Consider the following 18541-nt stretch of genomic DNA (forward strand, 5'->3'; position numbering starts at 1 on the left):
TTGCGCAAAGAGCCGCATTAGTTTTCTAGGCCCCTCAAGGCCGTGATCACGTCTTCGGCAACAACATCGCATGCCGCCTGCACCTCAGGCGCGGCCCACGGAAAGGTTACCGAGACGTCGGCAAGCGCATGCATGGGCAGGTCGTTGTGTCCATCGCCAAAGGTGATCACCTGCATCTCGGCACGGGGGCGGTGCAGGTACTCGAGCAACCAGTTGATAGCGAACCCCTTGTCATGGCCCGGCGGCGTGATATCGAAGAAATTCCGGTTCATCGCCGTACCAACGTCGAAGCGCTGCCGCACCCACGAGGCGATCTCCAGCTGCAGGTTCTTCTGCCCCGGCGTCCACACCGCCACCAACGGAAAGACACCAGCGTTAAGCTCAACCGGAACTGGGTCTTTAATAATCGGGTTGTGCAACCCTTCTACCTTGCGCAGCAGCGCCCCGTCACGCTCACGCAGCCGCGTGCAATACAGGTCGATAGCCGGGACGTCGTGAAGCTTGGTATAAACCGCTTCGACCACCGCCGGTGGCACGTGGCTTTCATAGAGCAGGTTCCACTCGCCGTCCATGATGACGGTCCCGTTACACAGCAGGTAGTAATCAAATTCGAGCCCCGAGCCACGCAAGTCGCGGCGCGCAGAGAATGCAGACTTGCCCGTGGTCACCACCGCTAAGTTGCCGGCGGCACGCCAAGCGGCGATTTCCTCCGCAATGCCATCAGGCACACTTCCGTCGAAGTAGACGGTGCCGTCCAGGTCAAAGGCCGCCAGCTTCATCGCCTAAGCTTCACCCGTCTCCAACAAGCGCTGGAATCCGGCTTCATCCAGGATGGTAAGACCCAGCTCACGCGCCTTGGTTTCCTTAGAACCAGCGTTCTCACCGACCACCACGTAGTCCGTTTTCTTGGACACCGAGCCCGACGCCTTGCCGCCGCGCGTAATGATGGCCTCCTTGGCCGAGTCGCGAGAGAAGTTCTCCAGCGTGCCCGTCACCACGATGGTCAAGCCTTCCAGGGTCTGCTCGTGTTGCTCCGTAGCGGTATCCTCCATGGTCACGCCTGCGGCAGCCCACTTCTCGACGATGTTGCGATGCCAATCTTCCTCGAACCACGCTTTAAACGACGCCGCGATGATCCCGCCTACGCCGTCGGTATCCGCGAGGTCGCTTTCCGACGCTGCCCGCAGCGCCTCCATCGAGCGATACCTAGTGGCCAGTGCACGCGCTGCAATCGGGCCAACGTGGCGAATGGACAGGCTGACAAGCACTCGCCAAAAATCAGTCTGCCGCGCGCTTTCCAAGTTCTTCAACAGCTTCTTGCCTTGCGCGTTGAGCTTGCCTGCTTTTGTCGTATAGGCAGAGGACTTCAGAAGCTTTTCTTCGTCGAGGTCGAAAAGATCCGCTTCGTCAACAAGCACGCCCGACTCAATGAGATCTACCGCGGCCTTCTCCCCCAATGCCTCAATGTCCATACCCTTGCGGGAGGCCAAGTACTCAAGGCGCGCGGAAAGCTGAGCTGGGCAGCTACGTGTATTCGGGCAACGCCAGTCTTGGTCGCCGTCTTTTTGCGGTGCCAGCTTGGTGCCGCAGGAAGGACAATTCTCCGGAAATACCCACTCGTGCACGGAGTCATCCCGCAGCTCCAGAACCGGTCCCAGCACCTCAGGGATAATCTCGCCGGCCTTGCGGATGACAATGGTATCGCCAATCATCACGCCCTTGTTCTTGACCTCGAACTGATTGTGGAGGGTCGCCTTCGACACCGTGGAGCCTGAGACAAACACCGGCTCCATCACCGCGAATGGCGTGATCCTGCCCGTGCGACCCACTCCTACCTCAATGTCCAGCAGCTTGGTGGTCACCTCCTCAGGCGGGTATTTATAAGCGATGGCCCAACGCGGCGCGCGGGACGTCGCACCCAACGCACGCTGCGAAGCCAAGTCGTCGACCTTGACCACGAGGCCGTCCATTTCAAAATAGGCGTCATGGCGGTGTTCCGCCCAGTGATTGATTTCCTTTTGCACTGCGGCCGCTGATTTAACCTGCTTGGTGTACGGCGAGACTGGGAATCCCCAGGCCTCCAAGGCCTGGTAGGCATCATGTTGGGAGCTTGGTTGGAAGCCATCACGTGCGCCAATACCGTGGCACACCATGTGTAGGCGGCGCTTCTTCACCTCGTTGGGGTCCTTCATGCGCAGGCCACCTGCCGCAGCATTACGCGGGTTGGCAAACGTCGGCTTGCCATCCTCGCGGCGCGCCGCGTTGATCTCCGCAAACTCGTCAGGGCGCATGTAGACCTCGCCGCGAACCTCAATCAGCGCCGGCACAGGATACTCATCGGTGCCGCTTAGCTCGTGCGGGATATCCGTAATCACCTTGGCATTGGCGGTTATGTCCTCTCCCACGCGGCCGTCGCCACGGGTTGCCGCCGTGGTCAGCTTGCCATCCCGATAGACCAAGTCGATGGACAGGCCATCAATCTTCAGCTCAGTCAGGTACGTCTGCGCCGGCGTTCGGTCGAGCCAATCCTGCATCTCCGATTCATTGAATACATTGTCCAAGCTGTAGAGGCGCTCCAAGTGCTCAATATCCGCAGCGCCCTCCGGCGCCGCGCCAACCTGTTGGGTGGGCGAATCAGGAACAGCCAACTCAGGATGCTCTGCCTCAAGCTTGAGCAGGCGCTGAAACAGTTCGTCAAAGTCAGCATCAGGGATCGAAGGCTCACCGTTGTAATAGAGCTCGCGGTGCTTACGCACTTCTTGCGCAAGCTCGGACCACTTTCGTTGGATATCTACGGAGTTTTCTGCAGAGTTAGTCACGGTCAACCAGTCTAGTCATCACCTCCGACACCGAGTGCCACAGTCCGTGTCCGATCCAAGCGCTAGAGTGTTTCACATGAACTTCGACGCCACCCGCATGCTCTCCTTCGACCTCGAAACCACCTCCGTCAACCCCAAAGAAGCGCGCATCGTCACCTCTGCGTTGGTGCGCATTGATGGACGCGACGTCGACAAACGCGAAATGCTCGCAGACCCCGGCGTGGAAATCCCCGAGGCAGCCGCCAAGATCCATGGCATCACCACTGAAAAGGCACGCGCGGAGGGCCAGCCACACGACGAAGTCCTAGCCGAGACGCTCCGCTCCATCCGTCAGGCGTGGGACGACGGTCTGACGCTCATCGTCTACAACGCCGCCTATGACCTCTCCGTTTTGCGCGCACTCACGGGCGATTTCACGGTTGACGGTCCGGTTTTCGATCCCTTCGTCATCGACCGAGTCAAGGACAAGTGGCGCAAGGGCAAGCGCACGCTTGGCGACGTTTCTGCACACTACGGCGTCACCCTCGAAAACGCTCACGAAGCAACCTCGGACGCACTCGCCGCAGCTCGCATCGCCTGGATGCAGGTGCGTCAGCACTTCCCAGAACTGGCCCAAATGGACACCACCGAGCTCATGGAGTACCAGGCCGTCGAGTGGTACAAGGACCGCGAGTCCTTCAAGAAGTACTTGGAAGGCCAAGGTAAGGACGCAAGCGACATCTCCACCGCTTGGCCAATGATTGGCTAAATATTGCGACATTTTTAAAATTCTGGAATTCTATAAATATGAATTCCAGAACTTCCGCACCTCAACTCGAAGCCCGCCTCGCCGCCCTCGAGGCCCGTGTCGAGGCTCTCGAAGGGCAGCACTCGGTCACTCCGCCCCCAGCACCCACCTCCGATTCCCGCTACTGGCTCGTCGAGGCCCTCGAAGAAGGGCCCGACATTCCCGACGGCTCCGTCATCTTTGGCGGCGACGTCACCATCGGCAATCGCGAGTACAAATACCAATGGCAGCGCCCCACCCAATTCGTCACCGACGAGTCTTGGGAAGAAAACATCAAGCGTCTTAGCGCCATCGCACATCCCACCCGCGCGGAGATCCTGCGTCGCCTCCTGTGTGCGCCCGCCAGCGTCAGCGACCTTGTGCAGGAGGGGCTGGCTAGCTCGACAGGAACCGCATATCACCACCTCAACGAACTCAGCAGCGCCGGGTGGATCGCCAAATCCAAGTCCGGCGCCTTCGAAATCCGGCCGGCCCGCGTCATCCCCCTCATGACAATCATCACGGCGGTGGAGGCACACTAATGAACTTTTCCATTGGCAAACTCGCAATCGGATTCCTGGTCGCTGCTCTCGTAGCAGCCGTCCTTGTCCTGGTAGGCCCTCACCGCATCGCCCTGGCAACCGAGGCCACTGGCTCGACCGACCTAGCCCAGAAGCTGCGTGACAATGCACAGCGCGGTCACCACAATCTGACGGCCTTTACGCTGTCGAACGGCAAGGTCTCCTTCGCAGGCCTTGGCGCCGACGAACATACCGAGGTCGAAATCGGCTCCGTAACCAAGATGTTCACCGCTGAACTGCTGCGCCAGGAGGTTGAGAGCCAGCATCTGACCTACGAAACCAAGGTGGGCGAGGTCCTCGACACCGGCGACTCCCCCATTAGCGACGTCACCCTCACCGAGCTCACCGAGCACACCTCGGGACTTCCCCGCCTCGCCCAAGGCACCAGCTTTCTTAGTTTAACCTCGGCTTTTAGCGGCAAGAATCCCTACGCCAACGAGACCAAGGCAGACATCCTCTCCGCCGCCAAGGACGCGAAATTAACGGGCCGCGGCACCGAGTCCTATTCCAACCTCGGATACGCCTTGTTGGGCTTGGTGCTAGAAGAGTCCTCCGGCAAATCCTACGAGCAGCTCCTACGATCCAACATCCTCGAGCCCGCCGGCATGGAGGAGACTTACCTCATGAGCCTAGGGGCAGTGCCTGACAACGCCTCGCGCGGGCTGACCAATCGCGGCAGAAGCGCCGAACCCTGGGAGATGCCCGGCACAGGTCCAGCCGGCGCTATCCGTTCGACTGCACACGACATGACTAAGTTTGCCGAGTGGATGCTCGCGTACGGCGACTTCACCCATGGCTGGCAAGAAAACCCAGTCGAGGACGGCGGCGGCTTCTGGCACAACGGCGGCACCTACGGCTATTCCTCGATGCTCATCATTGACCCACGCACTCGCCACGCAGCCTTCGTCAACAACGATTCCCCTGCCGGGACCGAAAACATCACGCGAACCATCTTCAAGGAGCTGCCATGATGGACTATTTACCCCTGCTGGTCACCGCATTTTTCCTCTGCAACATCGTCTGGTCCATATGGAAGTCCTGGACCGCTCCGAAAATCACGAGCTACCGCATTTTCGATGCCGTGATAACCTGGCTCGTCGTCGCTTTTCTCGGAGGTGTACTCGGCTGGAACAGCTCGCTGAGCATCTGGTGGTGGTATGCGCTCGTGGCGCTGACCGCGCTTTATGCGGGCGCAGTCGCGCTACGCCTACAGATCCCCCGCGTCGCGCACGAGCATCTTCACCAGCAATCGCAAAACCAATGCGGCGTCCCTCGCTGAGATGTTCGCCCAAGCCGTCGATGTTCTGCCCAGTCTCCAACCCCTTGAACAAGGTGATGAAAGTACCTGCCGCGGCTGCCATCTCCCACAAAGGTTCAGCGTGGAGATAGTCAGCACCAAAAGATTCGAGCGTATCGAAGGCCACTTCAGCCGGTTGGTAGCAATGACGGCACTTTATGCTGGAAAAGCGGCCTTTCACAGAAAGTCTCCCAAATCTCCAACCTCCGAAAAGTCTCCCAAATCTCCAAAATCTCCCATCTTGAGGTAGCCTTGCCGTCTACGAGCACCCGCAGTAATCCTTTCCGCCCCACCTTCGGAGTCCCGCCTCTTTATTGGGTGGGCCGCACTGCTGTGCTCGATGCATTCCGCAATGCCCTGTAGTCCCCAGCCGGCGCCTCCGCTCGCACGATGATCGTCAGCGGTGCACGCGGTATCGGAAAGACGGTTCTGCTCAATGAACTGGAGGATTCTGCGAAAGCACAAGGCTGGATATGCATTCGAGCTTCTGGGCGCACCAACATGGTCGAGGAGCTCGTCGAGACCACCATTCCGCGGTTGATCGAGCAACTCGCGCCCCGAGATAAGCGGAAAATCAACCGCATCGGAATCGGCGGGGTCGGAATTCTGCTCAGCATCGACGAAGTTCAAGACGCCTCAGTAGAAGACCTCACTTCTATCGCAGTGGCCTACCAGGATCTCCTGCGCTATGAGCTCGACATTTCCTTTGTCGCCGCCGGATTGCCGCAAGGCGTCAACCGCCTGCTCGATCTCCCAGGCGTTACTTTCTTACGCCGCGCCCAAAGATTCGTTCTGGGTCCGCTTTCTGCAGGCAACGCCTCCGAAGCCTTTACTGCCACCGCAGCTGACTCGGGCCTTAATTTCTCATCGGAGGCAATCAGCAAGGCCGTCGAGCTGTCGAAGGGCTACCCATACCTCGTTCAGCTGGTGGGTTCCTTGGCTTGGGAGCGCGCATACGCCCGCGACGAGACCCAGATTGAAGCTTCAGACGTAGACAGCATTGCCGACGAAGCCATTTCCATCCTGTGCGCTCAAGTGCACTTGCCCGCCGCGTCTTCGCTGCCTCCTGCTCAGCGCCAGTTCCTTGACTCGATGTCTAGTGCTTCCGTTGATGGCATCGCCACGATTACGGAGATTGCAGAAAGCCAAGGCCGCACGGTCCGCTCGCTTTCGGCAACGCGCCAAAGGCTTATCGACGCCGACCTCATCGAGCCCGCCGCCCACGGCGAGCTGCAATTCGTCATCCCCTACATGGAGCGCTTCTTCAACTCCACCGACAAACTCGGCAGGGCCGACTAGCTAGAGATCACCGGCGTCGCGCACCAACATGCCCGCCGTCTCCACGACCGAGCGCAGCGTGCTTGCCGACGCCTCCCTTGGCACCACGTCCACCGCATCCACCAGCAGCTCACGTGGCATACCCATGCGGTCAAAGTGCCGGGCCACAGCCACTGCTTCTGCCCGCGCATCGACACCCGCGATTGCGAAACCGATTCGCTTGCCTTCGCTTAAGAACTCGCCAAGGCCATCGATGTTCTTTGCCGTGTCAAGCCCAACGAAGTCAGTCACGAATGTTTCCGCGGCATCGGCGATTTCCCAATGCGTCCCCGAAACGAGATAGTCCGCACCCAACTCCTTGAGCTTCTCCCGAGCAACTTCCGCTGGGACCGCGCGAATCTCGTCAAAGTCGGTGGTCCCGGGGACCTTTCCAGTAAGGACGTCGCCAAGCAAAGGCTCATCCACCTGCACCCGCACCTGACCGTGAAAACGCCGCTGCAACTTAGCCACGTGATCCGCGATGCCCATCTGCAGGGCTTCATGCAGATCGCGGGTAGCACCGGCGTCGGAAAGCACGCGGTGTCCATTCGAAAGCTCCACCGCCGCTGCTAAGCTCCACGGCCCCAAAACCTGCATCTTTAAGACGGGAACAGACTCGCCCCATACCTCTTGGATGGCGTCCAAATCACGCTCCCACAGATCCCAGGTGCGTCGCATCATCAGCTGTGGGCGCTGGGTCATCTGCCACGCGCGTGGGCCGCGGTCAACGTTGACCGCTTCTAAAAGCGCGGCCGTAGAGCCCACGGCATCCGCACCAAGCCCGCGCTCGGGAAGCTGCGGAATCGCCGGCAGATGCCCAGACTCGCCCATCACGATGTCGGCAGCCTCCGTCATGGAAACCCCACGCATCGGCCCCAGCGAAAAGCCCGTCACTATGCCGTCCCGCAGATGGTTCCGGAACCCAAGACGATGTCGCCCAGCTCATCGGGGCTTGGCAGGTACAGCACTGCGGCTTGGCCGCGTGCAACACCGGAGAGCGGTTCTTTCAGCTCCAGCGTCATCTTGTCGCCATCGCGATCCACGTATGCCTTGCAAGGCACAACCGACCCGTGCGCGCGAACCTGAACCTCGCACTCCAGCTCGCCGTCCATGGCCGGGTGCAGATACTTCAGGCGATCTGCCTGAATCGTTGAAACCGCCAAATCCTCGCGCGCGCCTACCGTCACCGTTCCTGTTGCAGCGTCGATATCCGTGACATAGCGCGGGCGCCCGTCCGCCGTGGGCTCCTTAATGTCAAGGCCCTTGCGCTGACCGATGGTGTAGTTCCACGCACCATCATGTTGCTTGAGCTCCTGGCCCTCCTGGTCCACGATCATGCCCGGACGCAAACCGATTCGGGAGCCCAAAAATGCCTGCGTATTGCCATCCGGAATAAAGCAAATGTCGTAGGAATCGGGCTTCTTCGCTGTGGAAAAGCCATGCCGCGCCGCTTCCTCGCGAATCTGCGGCTTTGGGGTATCACCAATCGGGAAGTAGCAATGCTCGAGCTCTTCTGCGGAAATCACGCCGAGAACATAGGACTGATCCTTGTTCTCGTCCTTGGAACGGCGCATGTAGCCGGCGTCGTCAAGCGTGGCGTAATGGCCCGTGGCTACGGCATCGAAGCCGAGCGCCATGCCCTTTTGGAGCAGCGCCCGGAACTTGATCTTCTCGTTGCACCGCAGACAAGGATTCGGCGTCTCGCCCCGGGCATAAGAATCCACGAAGTCCCCGATGACCTCCTCTTTAAACTGCTCGGAAAAATCCCACACGTAGAAAGGAATGCCCAGCTTGTCACAGATGCGACGCGCGTCTGCAGAGTCCTCCAAGGAGCAGCAGCCTCGCGCCTTCTCACGGGTCTGCTGAGCATCCTTATGTAGGGCCAAGTGCACGCCCACGACGTCGTGGCCTGCCTCCACCGCTCGGGCTGCAGCCACCGAGGAATCGACGCCACCTGACATCGCAACGAGAACTCGCACACATACTCCTTTACTTCGGCCGAATACGTTACTCTTTTTCTCCTTTTAGGCCCAACGACAATCGCAGCTCCTACATTCCCTAGGCTTAAAGACATGCGCAAAACGGATGAGTTGGTTGGCACTTACGAGATTTCCACAGGCACGGCTGAGGTACTCGCAGACGAATATCACGACAATGGTTACATCCTCATGGTCAATGGTGTGCCATCGAGCCACATCGTGATTGGTTCCCCGGAAGTCCTCGAGTTCGAGTACATGCGGTGGATTGCCGCGGCGGTAGAAACGCTTCTGCCAGTCGATCCAGCTTCGCTGCGCATGACCCACTTGGGCGGCGCGGGCTGCTCCCTTCCCCGCTATTTCGCCAGTATCTGGCCCAAATCACGGCACACAGTGGTCGAGCTCGATGCAAAGCTGGGCGAGCTTGTGCGTACGCTTTTCGACGTCCCCCGCTCGCCCACCGTCAAGATTCGCGCCGGCGAGGCCCGCGCGGTTACAGACAGTTTCGTCCCTGCCAGCCGCGACGTCATCATCCGTGACGTCTTTGCAGGCGACACGACGCCATATCCCCTCACCACGGTTGAATTCTTCCGTGCGGCTCACGACGCCCTCGCTCCCGGAGGCCTCTACGTAGCTAACTGCGGCGATCACCACGACTTGTCTATCGCCAAAGCTGAGCTGCAGGGAATGTCGCAGGTCTTTGAACACATCTCCGTTATTGCCGATCCACCAATGCTCAAAGGCAGGCGTTACGGCAACATCATCCTCTTGGGCTCTGATCGCGAAATGCCAGCTGCGGGCTCCGTTGCAGCCGCACAACTGGCAAAGTTGCTGTTAGGTGGCGCTGTCCCCGCCCATTACAAAGACGAGAAGTGGACCAAAAAGCACATGCAGGGCGCTACTGCGCGAGCTGATTAACTGCTTCCTGTGCCTGCTCTACTTGGTCTGGATTGACGCCGTTTTTCGTAGCGATATGGCCCGCGTTGTCCAGAAGGATGGCCAAGTCGCCGACTGTGAAGTCGCCAGTTGCCATTTCTACGAGGTCATCGATAGGCAGCGTTCCATTCTGGGTGAGCTGCTTGACGAAGTCCGTGAACACGCCCGCAGCGTTCCCGCCAAGACCTGCCTGCTCGGCGGCGTCGACAAGCTGCGGCGTCGCGATAATGCCTGCCGCCAACGCGAGGATGGCTCCGATCAGCGGACCACTGTTGGAGCTGAGGTCTGGTGCGTCGTCGCCGAGCACAAGGCCCTCAAGGATTCCGCCGATGTCGAGGTAGTTGCCGTTGCTGAAGGACTCGAGCTGCCCCTCGCTACCGTTAAACAGGTTCATGTCCACCGGACCGGTAATGCCGTTAACGCGGCCGGAGCCGGAACGTTGCCAGAAGGAGATCTTGTCCCAGCCGCCCACTGGTTCCGGGGCCTTATCCTGGTATGCGGCGAGCCAGAGCGGCATATCGGAGAATTCCTTGGTGTTACCCATCTGCCCCATCCAGAAGTACTTGTAGGTGTAGATCATCGGGGTACGGCCGGTAAGCGCGCGCAGTTCGGTGGTGAATTGGCGAATCCAATTGGCTAGTTGCACCGGTGACAAGCCCTCGTCTACCTCAATGTCAAGAACAGGAGGCAGGGTCTGACCTGGCACGAGCGCCAGCTGCGCCGCAAAGTGGGCAGCCTGCGCTGAAGCTGACGACGCCGGGCGCGCGTAGTGATAAGCACCAACCTTGAGGCCCGCAGCAGAGGCTGCGTTGGCATCAGCAACAAAATAAGAGTTTGTCCAGTCGCTGCCCTCACTTGCCTTGACGAAGGCGAAGGACTGACCGTCAGTCTTGACGTCACTCCAATTAATCAGCGCTCCACCTGGATGCTGGTGTGCTGCGATGTCAATTCCCGAAGGGGCACTCGAGGTCCAAGCGCCGGCGGTCATCGTTCCTGCGATAGCTAGAGCAACGGATCCAACAACAGCAACGATGGCCTTGCGCATTCCCTTATTTGAAGTCATGCGCGTAACTGTACCGAGACAAACCCAATTATCCCTTTATTAACACGCGTATCTTTTATAATATTTTTCCACTTTTACCTCTTTCACTTCTTTCGTACACATTTTCGATTTTCCCTTGAGTTTAACTCCGTGCATGTTTAGAATGAGGGGCATGAACATGCAAACAGATATTCTAACGGCGGGGGCCTGGGGGAATGAACGGATACTACCTGGTCAATGACACCTCATGCCCTGTAGCCACTGCCGCCAGGGAAGTAAGAAAGCTTGAGTTTGAGCTCTGGGCCAAATGTATTCCAGAGCACGACGCAGATATCGAACTTGTTATCCAAAATCTGGCCACCACAACAGGCCGCGGTACCTACCAAACAAAGAAGATTCTCTTCGCTCTATACCGCATCCACGAATTGCCTCAATTGCTTGCGTTGCAACATGAGTCATACTTCCTCGACATATCCAGGCTCACTGCCATCGACCTCGCTCTCAACAAACTCGGCGCGCCTTCACCGGAAGCTCTCGAGCAAATTGACGCGGCGTTGTGCGAGTTTTTCACTCCCACTAAGCCGCGGCAGGGTCTTCCATCCAACCGCGCCATCACCAAATTCATCTACGACCTCCTCCGCCTGCTTGATGACAACATCGAGCCAGAATCAAAGGAAGAGGAAAAGCGAAATGATTCCTACTCCACCTACCCAGTACCGGGCGGCCGAGAGGCCATCAGCGCCGAGTACGACGCCGCCACAGCATTCGAACTAGACAAACACATCAAAGACACCGCCGAAAAGCTAGAGATCACTCCGGCCGAGGCCCTCGAAAAACTCATTCGCGGAGAAGCTAATTCCCAAGCCACAGTCATCCTCAACATGTACCGCGCTAGCGACCTCAAGGATGCGCCTGCGTTCATTCAAGACGTCGGCTGGGTATCCGCTGAGGTAGCGGACACACTGGAACCCACTGTCGTTCGTGACATGGAAAAGGCCGAGACCGCGGTAAGCAGCAGTTACACCACACCGGCCACGATCCGTGCGTACGTCGAAGGGCGCGACCTCACCTGCCGCATCCCTGGTTGTGACCGCCCAGCCTGGGAATGCCAGATGGACCACCGCATAAACTTCGCAGACGGAGGCCAAACCACAGCATCGAATTTGGTGAGCCTATGCCAGCCTCACCACAACCTCAAGACCGACGGCCGCGTCTGGTACATCATGGACGAAGAAACCAATGACATCATCTGGCTCTTCGACGATGGCCACTACGAATTCTCCCGAGCCGAAGGCCCCCTCGCTCCGAAGAAACGCAACTGGTTGCGAACTTTCATGGAGGCCGTGGCAGCAAGAAGAAGGGAGGCCCGAGCTAACTGTTTGAAAGACGAAGAGCGTTAAGCGCCTCGGATGCTTTCAAGTTGGGCAGGTATGCGTGAACAACTGCCAGACCGATCGAAGGAAGCGATAGCTCGTCCTCGTAGCAAAGGAACCACTTGTGCTCTTCAGGCTGAAACTTCCTCTTACTGGCAGCCAGAGAACGGAATCCATAGAGAGGTTCCATCTGCTCTCCTATTTTGGCGAGCAAAGTATCAAGTGTGGATGGCTTCTCGGCTGATCCTGCCAACGGCGCACCAGAAAGCGAAATCCACTCGCAGCCTTCTCCAGCCGCAATCACAAGCGCCTCCGAGATGAGCAGTTCCATCACGCCCTTAAACCCCTGATCATTGCGGCGCATCACGTCGAGCGTATACCCCGCAAGTTGCCCATCACGGCGGACCGGCATCCAGCTGGTCATGCCATGAATCATGCCATCATCACCAATTGCTAGGAGGAGCCGCGTGCCAGCCACCTTCATTTCTTCGATACCACCCAAGGTGAACCCCATCTCTGGGAGCGCTTTCTCGCTCACCCATTCCTCACTCAGTGCCACGAGGGCGGATGCCACACCGACGTCGAGTTCGTCCCAAGTGGTCCAGACAGTTGTGATGCTTTCCTTGACCGCCTTGTTACGCGCGGTGCGGATGTTCTGGAATTTCTTACCCTTAAATTCGGTGTTCTCACAGCTCAGCACCGCTTCCTCGGCGACCTCGAGACGCTTAAAATCTGGGTGGTTATTAGCAAAGTCAGCATTCACGGAATACCACGCCGGTGTCATGCCTTCGGTCCTGACAAAGTCTTCAAACTCACGCGAAATATCGTCGCCGACCGGTCCGCCCAGAGTCAGGGCAATTCCGTTGGAAGCACGGTAGGCCACGTAGGAATCTCGCTCGAAGAAATATCGGTTGCCCTGCCATAAAGTCATGAAAGAGAGGTGGTCGCCAGAACGTCGTTCCAGGATTTCGCGCGCCTTGACACGGTCGGCCTCCTGCTGAGGATCCGAAGGGGCGGCAAAGCAGCGCCACAGGGCCCAAATCACTGCGAGCCACCATACGTTGCCCACCCATTCGTAAAGGAACCAGCCGAAACCGCTGGCGGGGATCAGCTCGTGTGGAGCGACCAGTGTGATCACTGCAGGAAGGAATCGCAACGGCCACTCAGCAAGAGCAGTGCTTAACGACGCCCCGCCTACAAACGCCTCCTTAACCAGCAGCGTTCCGAGCAGCCACGCAGCCGAACAGGAAGCAGCCACAATGGCCAGGATGCCCGCGTATTTCTTAAGCATGCGCGGGGATTCGTGAACGCTAAAAAGCTTGTGCGAGTAGAGCAACACAGCAATGCAGAACAGCCAAGGAAGCAGCGCTTCAAACAGATTAACCCCATACAAAAAGAAGCCATCTTGGTCAAGATCCCAAAGCTGAATCAGGAGGAAGCCCAAGGACGCGAGCTGGACGACCAAGGAAAGAGACCAAGCAACACGCCGGCCGCGCACCAAGCCAAAGCACAATACAAGCTGAAGAAGAAGCGGCATCAGGTTGGCCAACATGGGCCCAAAGCCATGCATGCGAGCAATGTCAGCTGACGAGATGCACGCAGCGGACGTGGAATCGAGTGTGCACAGAACTTCGACGGAGACGTCGGAAAGCACAGGCCCCCACATGAGTCGGGTGAGGTCAGAAAAGGGCCCTTCGGCGGTGGGATTGATTGCCACGAGGACGGGGCTGATGGCAACCGCGCCCAAAATCAGGGCAACGAGGACGCGCCGCTCGCGAAGTGAGGGCGTCGCACGCGATTGAGGATGCCTCCACATGCCCAAGAAAAGACCAAGCAGGGCCGCGGTAAGGCCAAGCACATCTGCAAGAGAGCCGGCGTAAAAGACGTTGGTCAAGGCCAGCACCATGATAAGTACTCGGAAGCGGCGCTTCCACAGGCGGGGCATAATCGCTGAGGCATACATGGCTGCGCCAAAGATCCAGCCAACCGGCGTAAACAAGAAGTTGTGGAGCAAGTCGTCGCCCCATCGATTCAAGCCGGTGATCTCAATTCCACGGGCAATAACAAGAGCGAGCGGTGCCGAAACCATTTGTGCCAGAAGGCCAACGACGAAGTATTTCTTGCTGCCCAAAACCTTTTCTGTGGGGATGCCAAAGACGAGCGCAAAGAAGGTCACGACTATCGAGCCACCAATGGTGACGGTACTCAACCCAGAGGTGACGACCCATTCGTAGTCAAGCAGATGCAAAGCCCACATCACCGCGATAAGAGCTGCGGTAACTGGGAAGAACTTGAGCTTCTTAAGCGTGGACATCGGATTCCTTAATTCCGTCGAATGGGTCTCGTTCTACTTGGATTCCTCCGCGGGCTGCAGCCCACGCGAAGGTTTGTCTAAGCGCGGGCCGCCAAACCCCGAAGGAATGGCCGCCGGGCAGCGTGGCAACGTAGCTCTTAGCGCCTGCCTGCCGGAGCATCTCGGCGAGATCGTTCTGCGCGCTCTGGGCATCTTTATCCTTATCGCCGGAAATGAACGCCACCGCAAGATTGGGATATTTCTTGTTCTGAAGCAGGTGCGCAGGATTTTGTGCTTGGAAGGCGCGCTCGTCGCCTTCGAAGAGCTTCGTCACGGTGTCCGAGTGATTGCCCAGGGTGGGCTCAGCTTGACCGGAAAAGTCCATGTAACTGCCGTAACTTGCGGGATGGTTCGTGGCCACTTGCAGCGAACACGTACCGCCATAGGACAAGCCTGCAAGTGACCAGTGCGACTGATCCTCGTCTACGCGCAGCTGCTTTTTGATTGCAGCGGGCACGTCCTGCGAGAGATAGGTCATGACCTTGGCACGGGCAGAGTCGGCGCATACGGGATTTCCAGTTTCCGAGCCAGTCGCATCCACCGCGATAACGATTGGCGAGACTCCTCCGTTTGCTGCTTGGAACTGGTCCGCGGTCTGCGCGGCGCCTCCTGAACCAAACCATTGTTCAGGTCCACCCGGGTTGCCGTGGAGAAGCACCATCACTGGCAGTCGTTGTCCGCGGAAATAAGCAGGTGGCAGGTAAGCGATGGCCTCCCGCGCCTTAAAGCCTGACTTCTCCCCTTGCAGGTTCAAATGCACCGTCGCAGCGCCTTGGCCCTTGTAGGTAGGCAACTGCCAAGGTGAGATCTCTTGGGCCACGGGCCTAGGGTCGAGGGAACCGACGGTCGGGTACGTTTGGTACTCCAAATTCACCAAACCGGCCAGTGCGATCAAGGACAACAGCCCAGCGATCACGGTCGAAGTCTTAGGTTTGCGAAGCAACGCAGCGATAGCAATGGCACCCGCGATCAGAATGTAGACGGGAACGTCCCAGTGCCGAAGGAAAAGCCACGCGATGATCGCGGCAGCAACGGCGAACAAGACCGGCTTTATCTTGCGGGTCCATGCAATCAAGCCAACTGCGCCCACGAGGATGACCACGTAAATGATGCCATTAACAGGATCAGCCAGCGGAAGGTCTAGGAAAAAATTCACTCCTAAACACTAGTCCTGCGCTGGCTGAATACGCTGTGAGAAGGCTGCGAGGTTGGTACTGAATCGCTACCTAAACGCTGCGGGCACGCGCTACCACTGCGGGCAGCTCCTGGAGCACGAAGTCAACGTCCTCTTGGGTGGTGTTGCGTCCGAGGGTAAAGCGTAGCGAACCAATTCCATCGGCCTCGGAAACATTCATTGCTTCCAGCACGTGTGACATGCGATTCACGCCGGAATGGCATGCACTGCCTGTCGACGCCTCGATGCCCAACGAGTCGAGCAGCATGATGAGGCTGTCGCCATCAGTTCCGGGGAAAGAAACGTGCAGGTGCGAAGGAAGCATCGGCTCGGAGGAGTTGAGCACCACGTTGTCAATGCTGGATACGATGCCTGCGCGGAGGGCGTCGCGAAGCTGGCCCACGCGCTGGGACTCGGAAGGAATCTCGGCGATGGACTCCTCGAGAGCTGCGGCTAGAGCCGAGGCACTGGCGACGTCGACTGTGCCAGGGCGGATTCCACGTTCCTGGCCGCCGCCATAGGCGATGGGCTGCGGGGCCGGGCTGCGCTTGGCCAGCAGGAGTCCGATGCCGCGCGGGCCGCCGAACTTGTGGGCGCTCGCAGCCAGAGTGGTCAGCCCCAGCTCGTGGAAGTTAATGGGCAACTTACCTGCCACCTGGACCGCATCCACGTGAACGGGCGTCCCGGCAGCTTGCGCGCGCGCCGCGAACTCAGCGATGGGCTGGATAGCACCGGTCTCGTTGTTGGCCCACATGCAAGTGGCGACGTCGGCCGGGGTATCCAGCAGCGAGAGGTCGCTGACGTGGGAGTGTCTGTCGACAGGCAGCAGATCCACCTGCGCGCCCTTCAACTGTGCGACGGTGTCGCGGACAGCGGGATGCTCGATGGGCGTCGAGATGACGCGGTTCGTGTTGCCAGCCTTGTAAAGGCCCTGGATAGCGATGTTGTCTGCTTCAGTTCCAGAAGAAGTGAAGATCACTTCGATGGGTTCGCAGCCAAGGAGCTCGGCGACTTTCTCGCGGGCGTCGTCAAGCACGGAGCGAGCGCGCCTGCCAGAGGCATACTGGGCTCCCGAGTTAACGGCCCCGGAGGCGGCAACCCAAGCATCGATGGCCACCTGGCGCATGGGTTGGGTGGCCGCGTAGTCGAAGTAGCGAGACATTACTTGCGGGACTCCAACTCAGCAACGAGTGCCGGGGCGATCTCGTGCACGTCGCCCACGACGCCGAGGTCGGCGATCTGGAAAAAGGGCTCGTCCTGGTCCTGGTTGACCACGACGATGGTGCCGGAGGTCTGCATACCGGAAGTGTGCTGGATGGCGCCGGAGATTCCGAGGGCGATGTAGAGATCGGGTGACACGGTGACGCCAGTCTGGCCTACTTGATGTGCTGGGTCGTAGAAGCCCTGGTCAACAGCGTCGCGGGTGGCGCCGACGGCGCCGCCGAGGGCGTCAGCCAGCGGCTCCACGATGGTGGAGAAGTTGTCTTCAACGCCGCGGCCGCCGGAGACGACGACCTTCGCTGCGGTCAGCTCTGGGCGAGCCGACTTCTCGTGCGGGGTGAAAGAAGCAACGGTGACGTCCTTCGCGGTGGCGGCGGGCAGCGGCATCGGTGCGGGAGCGACGGCAGCCGGCTGCGGATCAACGGTCACGGCGCCTGGGCGCAGAGTGTAAATCGGGGTGGCCCCGGCTGCGGTGGCGGTGGTCTCGTAGGAGCCGCCGAAGATGGTCAGGTGTGCGGAACCATCGGCGTTGATGCCGTCGACGTTGACCAAGGCGCCAGACGCCAAACGCGCGGAAAGGCGGCCGGCGATTTCGTTGTTGGTCGGGGTGGCTGCCAGCACGATTGGGGCCGGGTTTGCAGCAGCGAGGGCGTGCAGGGCGTCGACCTCGGGCAGAATGATGCGCTTGTCGTAGTCCTCGGCGGTCGCCTGGACGATCTGGGCGGCACCCAGTGCTGCGAGCTCGGAATCGAAGGCATCGGCTTGCTTGCCGACGACGACCGCAGAGACGGTGCCCAGGGCACGAGCGGCGGTAATGAGCTCGCCGGTGACAGGATTCAGGACGTTATCTTCGTGTTCTACAAGTACGTATACGTGAGACATTTATTCTCCTAGATAAGGTTCTTCGCGGCGAGGAAGTCGGCGATCTGCTTGGCGGCTTCTTGTGGGTTCGGCTCGGTAATGACCTCGCCGGCGGTACGGGCTGGGCGCTGAGCAGAGGCCGTAACGGTGGTGGTCGGAGCCACTGCATCGATGCCGAGCTTGGCGACGTCGAGGGTGCTAACCTCTGCCTTCTTCGCGGCCATGAGGCCCTTGAAGTTGGGGAAACGCGGCTTATCGGCCTTGTCGGTAAAGGAGACGATCGCAGGCACAGGCGCCTCGAGCTTCCAGTGACCGTGGGCGTCCTCGCGGACGCCGCGCAGGACGCCGCCATCTAGGCTCAGGGACTTCAGATCGGTAAGCGCAGGCAGCTGGCGGTACTCGGCGAGCAGACCTGCGAGCAGGCCGGTGGATGCGTCCGAAGAGGAGTTGCCGAGGGTAATAACCTGCACGTCCTCAATAGTGTTGATGGCCGCGTTCAGGGTCCATGCGGTGGACAGCGCGTCGGCGCCGGAGAGGGCGTCATCAAGCACGTGCACTGCCTCGTCCGCGCCCATGGCAAGAGCCTTGCGCAGCGCCTCATCGGCGGCGGCTGGACCCATGGTTAGTGCTACGACCTTGAACTCGGGGTTAACCTCCTTCAGGCGCAGGGCCTGCTCGACGGAGTACTCGTTAATCTCGTCGATGACGTTGTCGACGCTGGTGCGGTCGAGGGTGTGGTCTTCCTCGAGGGACTTGGTGGACCAGGTATCCGGTACGTGTTTGACCAGAGCCACGATTGCGGGCATTGGACACTTCCCTTTCCGA

General features: G+C 59.2%; 17 protein-coding genes. 7 read left to right on the forward strand and 10 right to left on the reverse strand.

From position 1 onward, the window contains the following. Positions 1 to 17: 17 nt before the first annotated feature. Positions 18 to 779 (reverse strand): HAD family hydrolase, encoded by a 762-nt coding sequence (locus HMPREF3148_RS03815; RefSeq protein WP_049063727.1) that lies wholly within the window; start codon positions 777 to 779, stop codon positions 18 to 20. Positions 780 to 782: 3 nt separating this feature from the next. Continuing rightward, positions 783 to 2819 (reverse strand): NAD-dependent DNA ligase LigA, encoded by a 2037-nt coding sequence (ligA, locus tag HMPREF3148_RS03820; RefSeq protein WP_165033284.1) that lies wholly within the window; start codon positions 2817 to 2819, stop codon positions 783 to 785. Between the two features lie 76 nt (positions 2820 to 2895). Here ligA and HMPREF3148_RS03825 point away from each other — a divergent pair, with 76 nt between their 5' ends. From HMPREF3148_RS03825 to HMPREF3148_RS03845, 5 genes are all read left to right on the forward strand, one after another. Continuing rightward, a complete protein-coding gene (locus HMPREF3148_RS03825; protein WP_046645560.1) occupies positions 2896 to 3567 on the forward strand; it encodes a 3'-5' exonuclease in 672 nt (223 codons plus the stop codon). Between the two features lie 38 nt (positions 3568 to 3605). Then, positions 3606 to 4127 (forward strand): ArsR/SmtB family transcription factor, encoded by a 522-nt coding sequence (locus HMPREF3148_RS03830; protein WP_049063732.1) that lies wholly within the window; start codon positions 3606 to 3608, stop codon positions 4125 to 4127. Next, a complete protein-coding gene (locus HMPREF3148_RS03835; RefSeq protein ID WP_172954264.1) occupies positions 4127 to 5137 on the forward strand; it encodes a serine hydrolase domain-containing protein in 1011 nt (336 codons plus the stop codon). The genes HMPREF3148_RS03830 and HMPREF3148_RS03835 overlap by 1 nt, the downstream gene beginning before the upstream one ends. Continuing rightward, positions 5134 to 5445, forward strand: a complete 312-nt coding sequence (locus HMPREF3148_RS03840) for a hypothetical protein (RefSeq protein ID WP_049063734.1) — start codon at positions 5134 to 5136, stop codon at positions 5443 to 5445. The genes HMPREF3148_RS03835 and HMPREF3148_RS03840 overlap by 4 nt, the downstream gene beginning before the upstream one ends. Positions 5446 to 5853: 408 nt before the next feature. Further along, positions 5854 to 6762: an ATP-binding protein gene (locus tag HMPREF3148_RS03845; RefSeq protein ID WP_065420388.1), complete on the forward strand. Its 909-nt coding sequence runs from the start codon at positions 5854 to 5856 to the stop codon at positions 6760 to 6762. On the opposite strand, the gene HMPREF3148_RS03850 is transcribed toward HMPREF3148_RS03845, so the two are convergent. Together HMPREF3148_RS03850 and mnmA are read right to left on the reverse strand one after the other, a co-directional pair. Beyond that, positions 6763 to 7674 carry a uroporphyrinogen decarboxylase/cobalamine-independent methonine synthase family protein gene (locus tag HMPREF3148_RS03850; protein WP_005532100.1) on the reverse strand — a complete coding sequence of 304 codons (912 nt, stop codon included), beginning with the start codon at positions 7672 to 7674 and terminating at the stop codon, positions 6763 to 6765. Then, entirely contained in the window at positions 7674 to 8759 is a 1086-nt protein-coding gene (gene mnmA, locus HMPREF3148_RS03855; protein WP_049063735.1) for a tRNA 2-thiouridine(34) synthase MnmA, read from the reverse strand. The genes HMPREF3148_RS03850 and mnmA overlap by 1 nt, the downstream gene beginning before the upstream one ends. 93 nt (positions 8760 to 8852) lie before the next feature. Here mnmA and HMPREF3148_RS03860 point away from each other — a divergent pair, with 93 nt between their 5' ends. Further along, positions 8853 to 9674 (forward strand): spermidine synthase, encoded by an 822-nt coding sequence (locus tag HMPREF3148_RS03860; protein WP_049063737.1) that lies wholly within the window; start codon positions 8853 to 8855, stop codon positions 9672 to 9674. Here HMPREF3148_RS03860 and HMPREF3148_RS03865 read toward each other — a convergent pair. Further along, positions 9655 to 10755 (reverse strand): glycoside hydrolase family 25 protein, encoded by a 1101-nt coding sequence (locus tag HMPREF3148_RS03865; protein ID WP_049063740.1) that lies wholly within the window; start codon positions 10753 to 10755, stop codon positions 9655 to 9657. The two genes, HMPREF3148_RS03860 and HMPREF3148_RS03865, sit on opposite strands and share 20 nt — an antisense overlap. Before the next feature lie 194 nt (positions 10756 to 10949). Between HMPREF3148_RS03865 and HMPREF3148_RS03870 the strand changes: the two genes are divergently transcribed. Beyond that, positions 10950 to 12134, forward strand: coding sequence for an HNH endonuclease signature motif containing protein (locus tag HMPREF3148_RS03870; RefSeq protein ID WP_049063742.1), 1185 nt, complete (start codon positions 10950 to 10952; stop codon positions 12132 to 12134). Here the strand turns inward: HMPREF3148_RS03870 and HMPREF3148_RS03875 are convergent. The 5 genes from HMPREF3148_RS03875 to HMPREF3148_RS03895 all read right to left on the reverse strand — a co-directional run bounded on the left by HMPREF3148_RS03875 (position 12106) and on the right by HMPREF3148_RS03895 (position 18522). Then, positions 12106 to 14421 (reverse strand): bifunctional lysylphosphatidylglycerol flippase/synthetase MprF, encoded by a 2316-nt coding sequence (locus HMPREF3148_RS03875; protein ID WP_070508727.1) that lies wholly within the window; start codon positions 14419 to 14421, stop codon positions 12106 to 12108. The genes HMPREF3148_RS03870 and HMPREF3148_RS03875 overlap by 29 nt on opposite strands. Beyond that, positions 14408 to 15616 (reverse strand): alpha/beta hydrolase, encoded by a 1209-nt coding sequence (locus HMPREF3148_RS03880; protein WP_005532093.1) that lies wholly within the window; start codon positions 15614 to 15616, stop codon positions 14408 to 14410. Before HMPREF3148_RS03880 ends, HMPREF3148_RS03875 begins: the two co-directional genes overlap by 14 nt. 70 nt (positions 15617 to 15686) lie before the next feature. Beyond that, on the reverse strand, positions 15687 to 16796 hold the full coding sequence (locus HMPREF3148_RS03885; RefSeq protein ID WP_046645553.1) for a cysteine desulfurase family protein: 1110 nt from the start codon (positions 16794 to 16796) through the stop codon (positions 15687 to 15689). Beyond that, positions 16796 to 17737, reverse strand: coding sequence for an electron transfer flavoprotein subunit alpha/FixB family protein (locus tag HMPREF3148_RS03890; RefSeq protein WP_049063746.1), 942 nt, complete (start codon positions 17735 to 17737; stop codon positions 16796 to 16798). Before HMPREF3148_RS03890 ends, HMPREF3148_RS03885 begins: the two co-directional genes overlap by 1 nt. Positions 17738 to 17745: 8 nt before the next feature. Then, positions 17746 to 18522 (reverse strand): electron transfer flavoprotein subunit beta/FixA family protein, encoded by a 777-nt coding sequence (locus HMPREF3148_RS03895; protein WP_049063748.1) that lies wholly within the window; start codon positions 18520 to 18522, stop codon positions 17746 to 17748. Positions 18523 to 18541 lie beyond the last annotated feature (19 nt).

The sequence above is a fragment of the Corynebacterium sp. HMSC05D08 genome, assembly GCF_001807215.1.
Taxonomy (GTDB): Bacteria; Actinomycetota; Actinomycetes; order Mycobacteriales; family Mycobacteriaceae; genus Corynebacterium; species Corynebacterium striatum.

Coding starts and splice junctions, on each gene's coding strand:
- HMPREF3148_RS03815 (WP_049063727.1), bottom strand. CDS start 779: ATGAAGCTGGCGGCCTTTGACCTGGACGGCACCGTCTACTTCGACGGA.
- HMPREF3148_RS03825 (WP_046645560.1), top strand. CDS start 2,896: ATGAACTTCGACGCCACCCGCATGCTCTCCTTCGACCTCGAAACCACC.
- HMPREF3148_RS03830 (WP_049063732.1), top strand. CDS start 3,606: ATGAATTCCAGAACTTCCGCACCTCAACTCGAAGCCCGCCTCGCCGCC.
- HMPREF3148_RS03835 (WP_172954264.1), top strand. CDS start 4,127: ATGAACTTTTCCATTGGCAAACTCGCAATCGGATTCCTGGTCGCTGCT.
- HMPREF3148_RS03840 (WP_049063734.1), top strand. CDS start 5,134: ATGATGGACTATTTACCCCTGCTGGTCACCGCATTTTTCCTCTGCAAC.
- HMPREF3148_RS03845 (WP_065420388.1), top strand. CDS start 5,854: ATGATCGTCAGCGGTGCACGCGGTATCGGAAAGACGGTTCTGCTCAAT.
- HMPREF3148_RS03860 (WP_049063737.1), top strand. CDS start 8,853: ATGCGCAAAACGGATGAGTTGGTTGGCACTTACGAGATTTCCACAGGC.
- HMPREF3148_RS03865 (WP_049063740.1), bottom strand. CDS start 10,755: ATGACTTCAAATAAGGGAATGCGCAAGGCCATCGTTGCTGTTGTTGGA.
- HMPREF3148_RS03870 (WP_049063742.1), top strand. CDS start 10,950: ATGAACGGATACTACCTGGTCAATGACACCTCATGCCCTGTAGCCACT.
- HMPREF3148_RS03875 (WP_070508727.1), bottom strand. CDS start 14,421: ATGTCCACGCTTAAGAAGCTCAAGTTCTTCCCAGTTACCGCAGCTCTT.
- HMPREF3148_RS03885 (WP_046645553.1), bottom strand. CDS start 16,796: ATGTCTCGCTACTTCGACTACGCGGCCACCCAACCCATGCGCCAGGTG.
- HMPREF3148_RS03890 (WP_049063746.1), bottom strand. CDS start 17,737: ATGTCTCACGTATACGTACTTGTAGAACACGAAGATAACGTCCTGAAT.
- HMPREF3148_RS03895 (WP_049063748.1), bottom strand. CDS start 18,522: ATGCCCGCAATCGTGGCTCTGGTCAAACACGTACCGGATACCTGGTCC.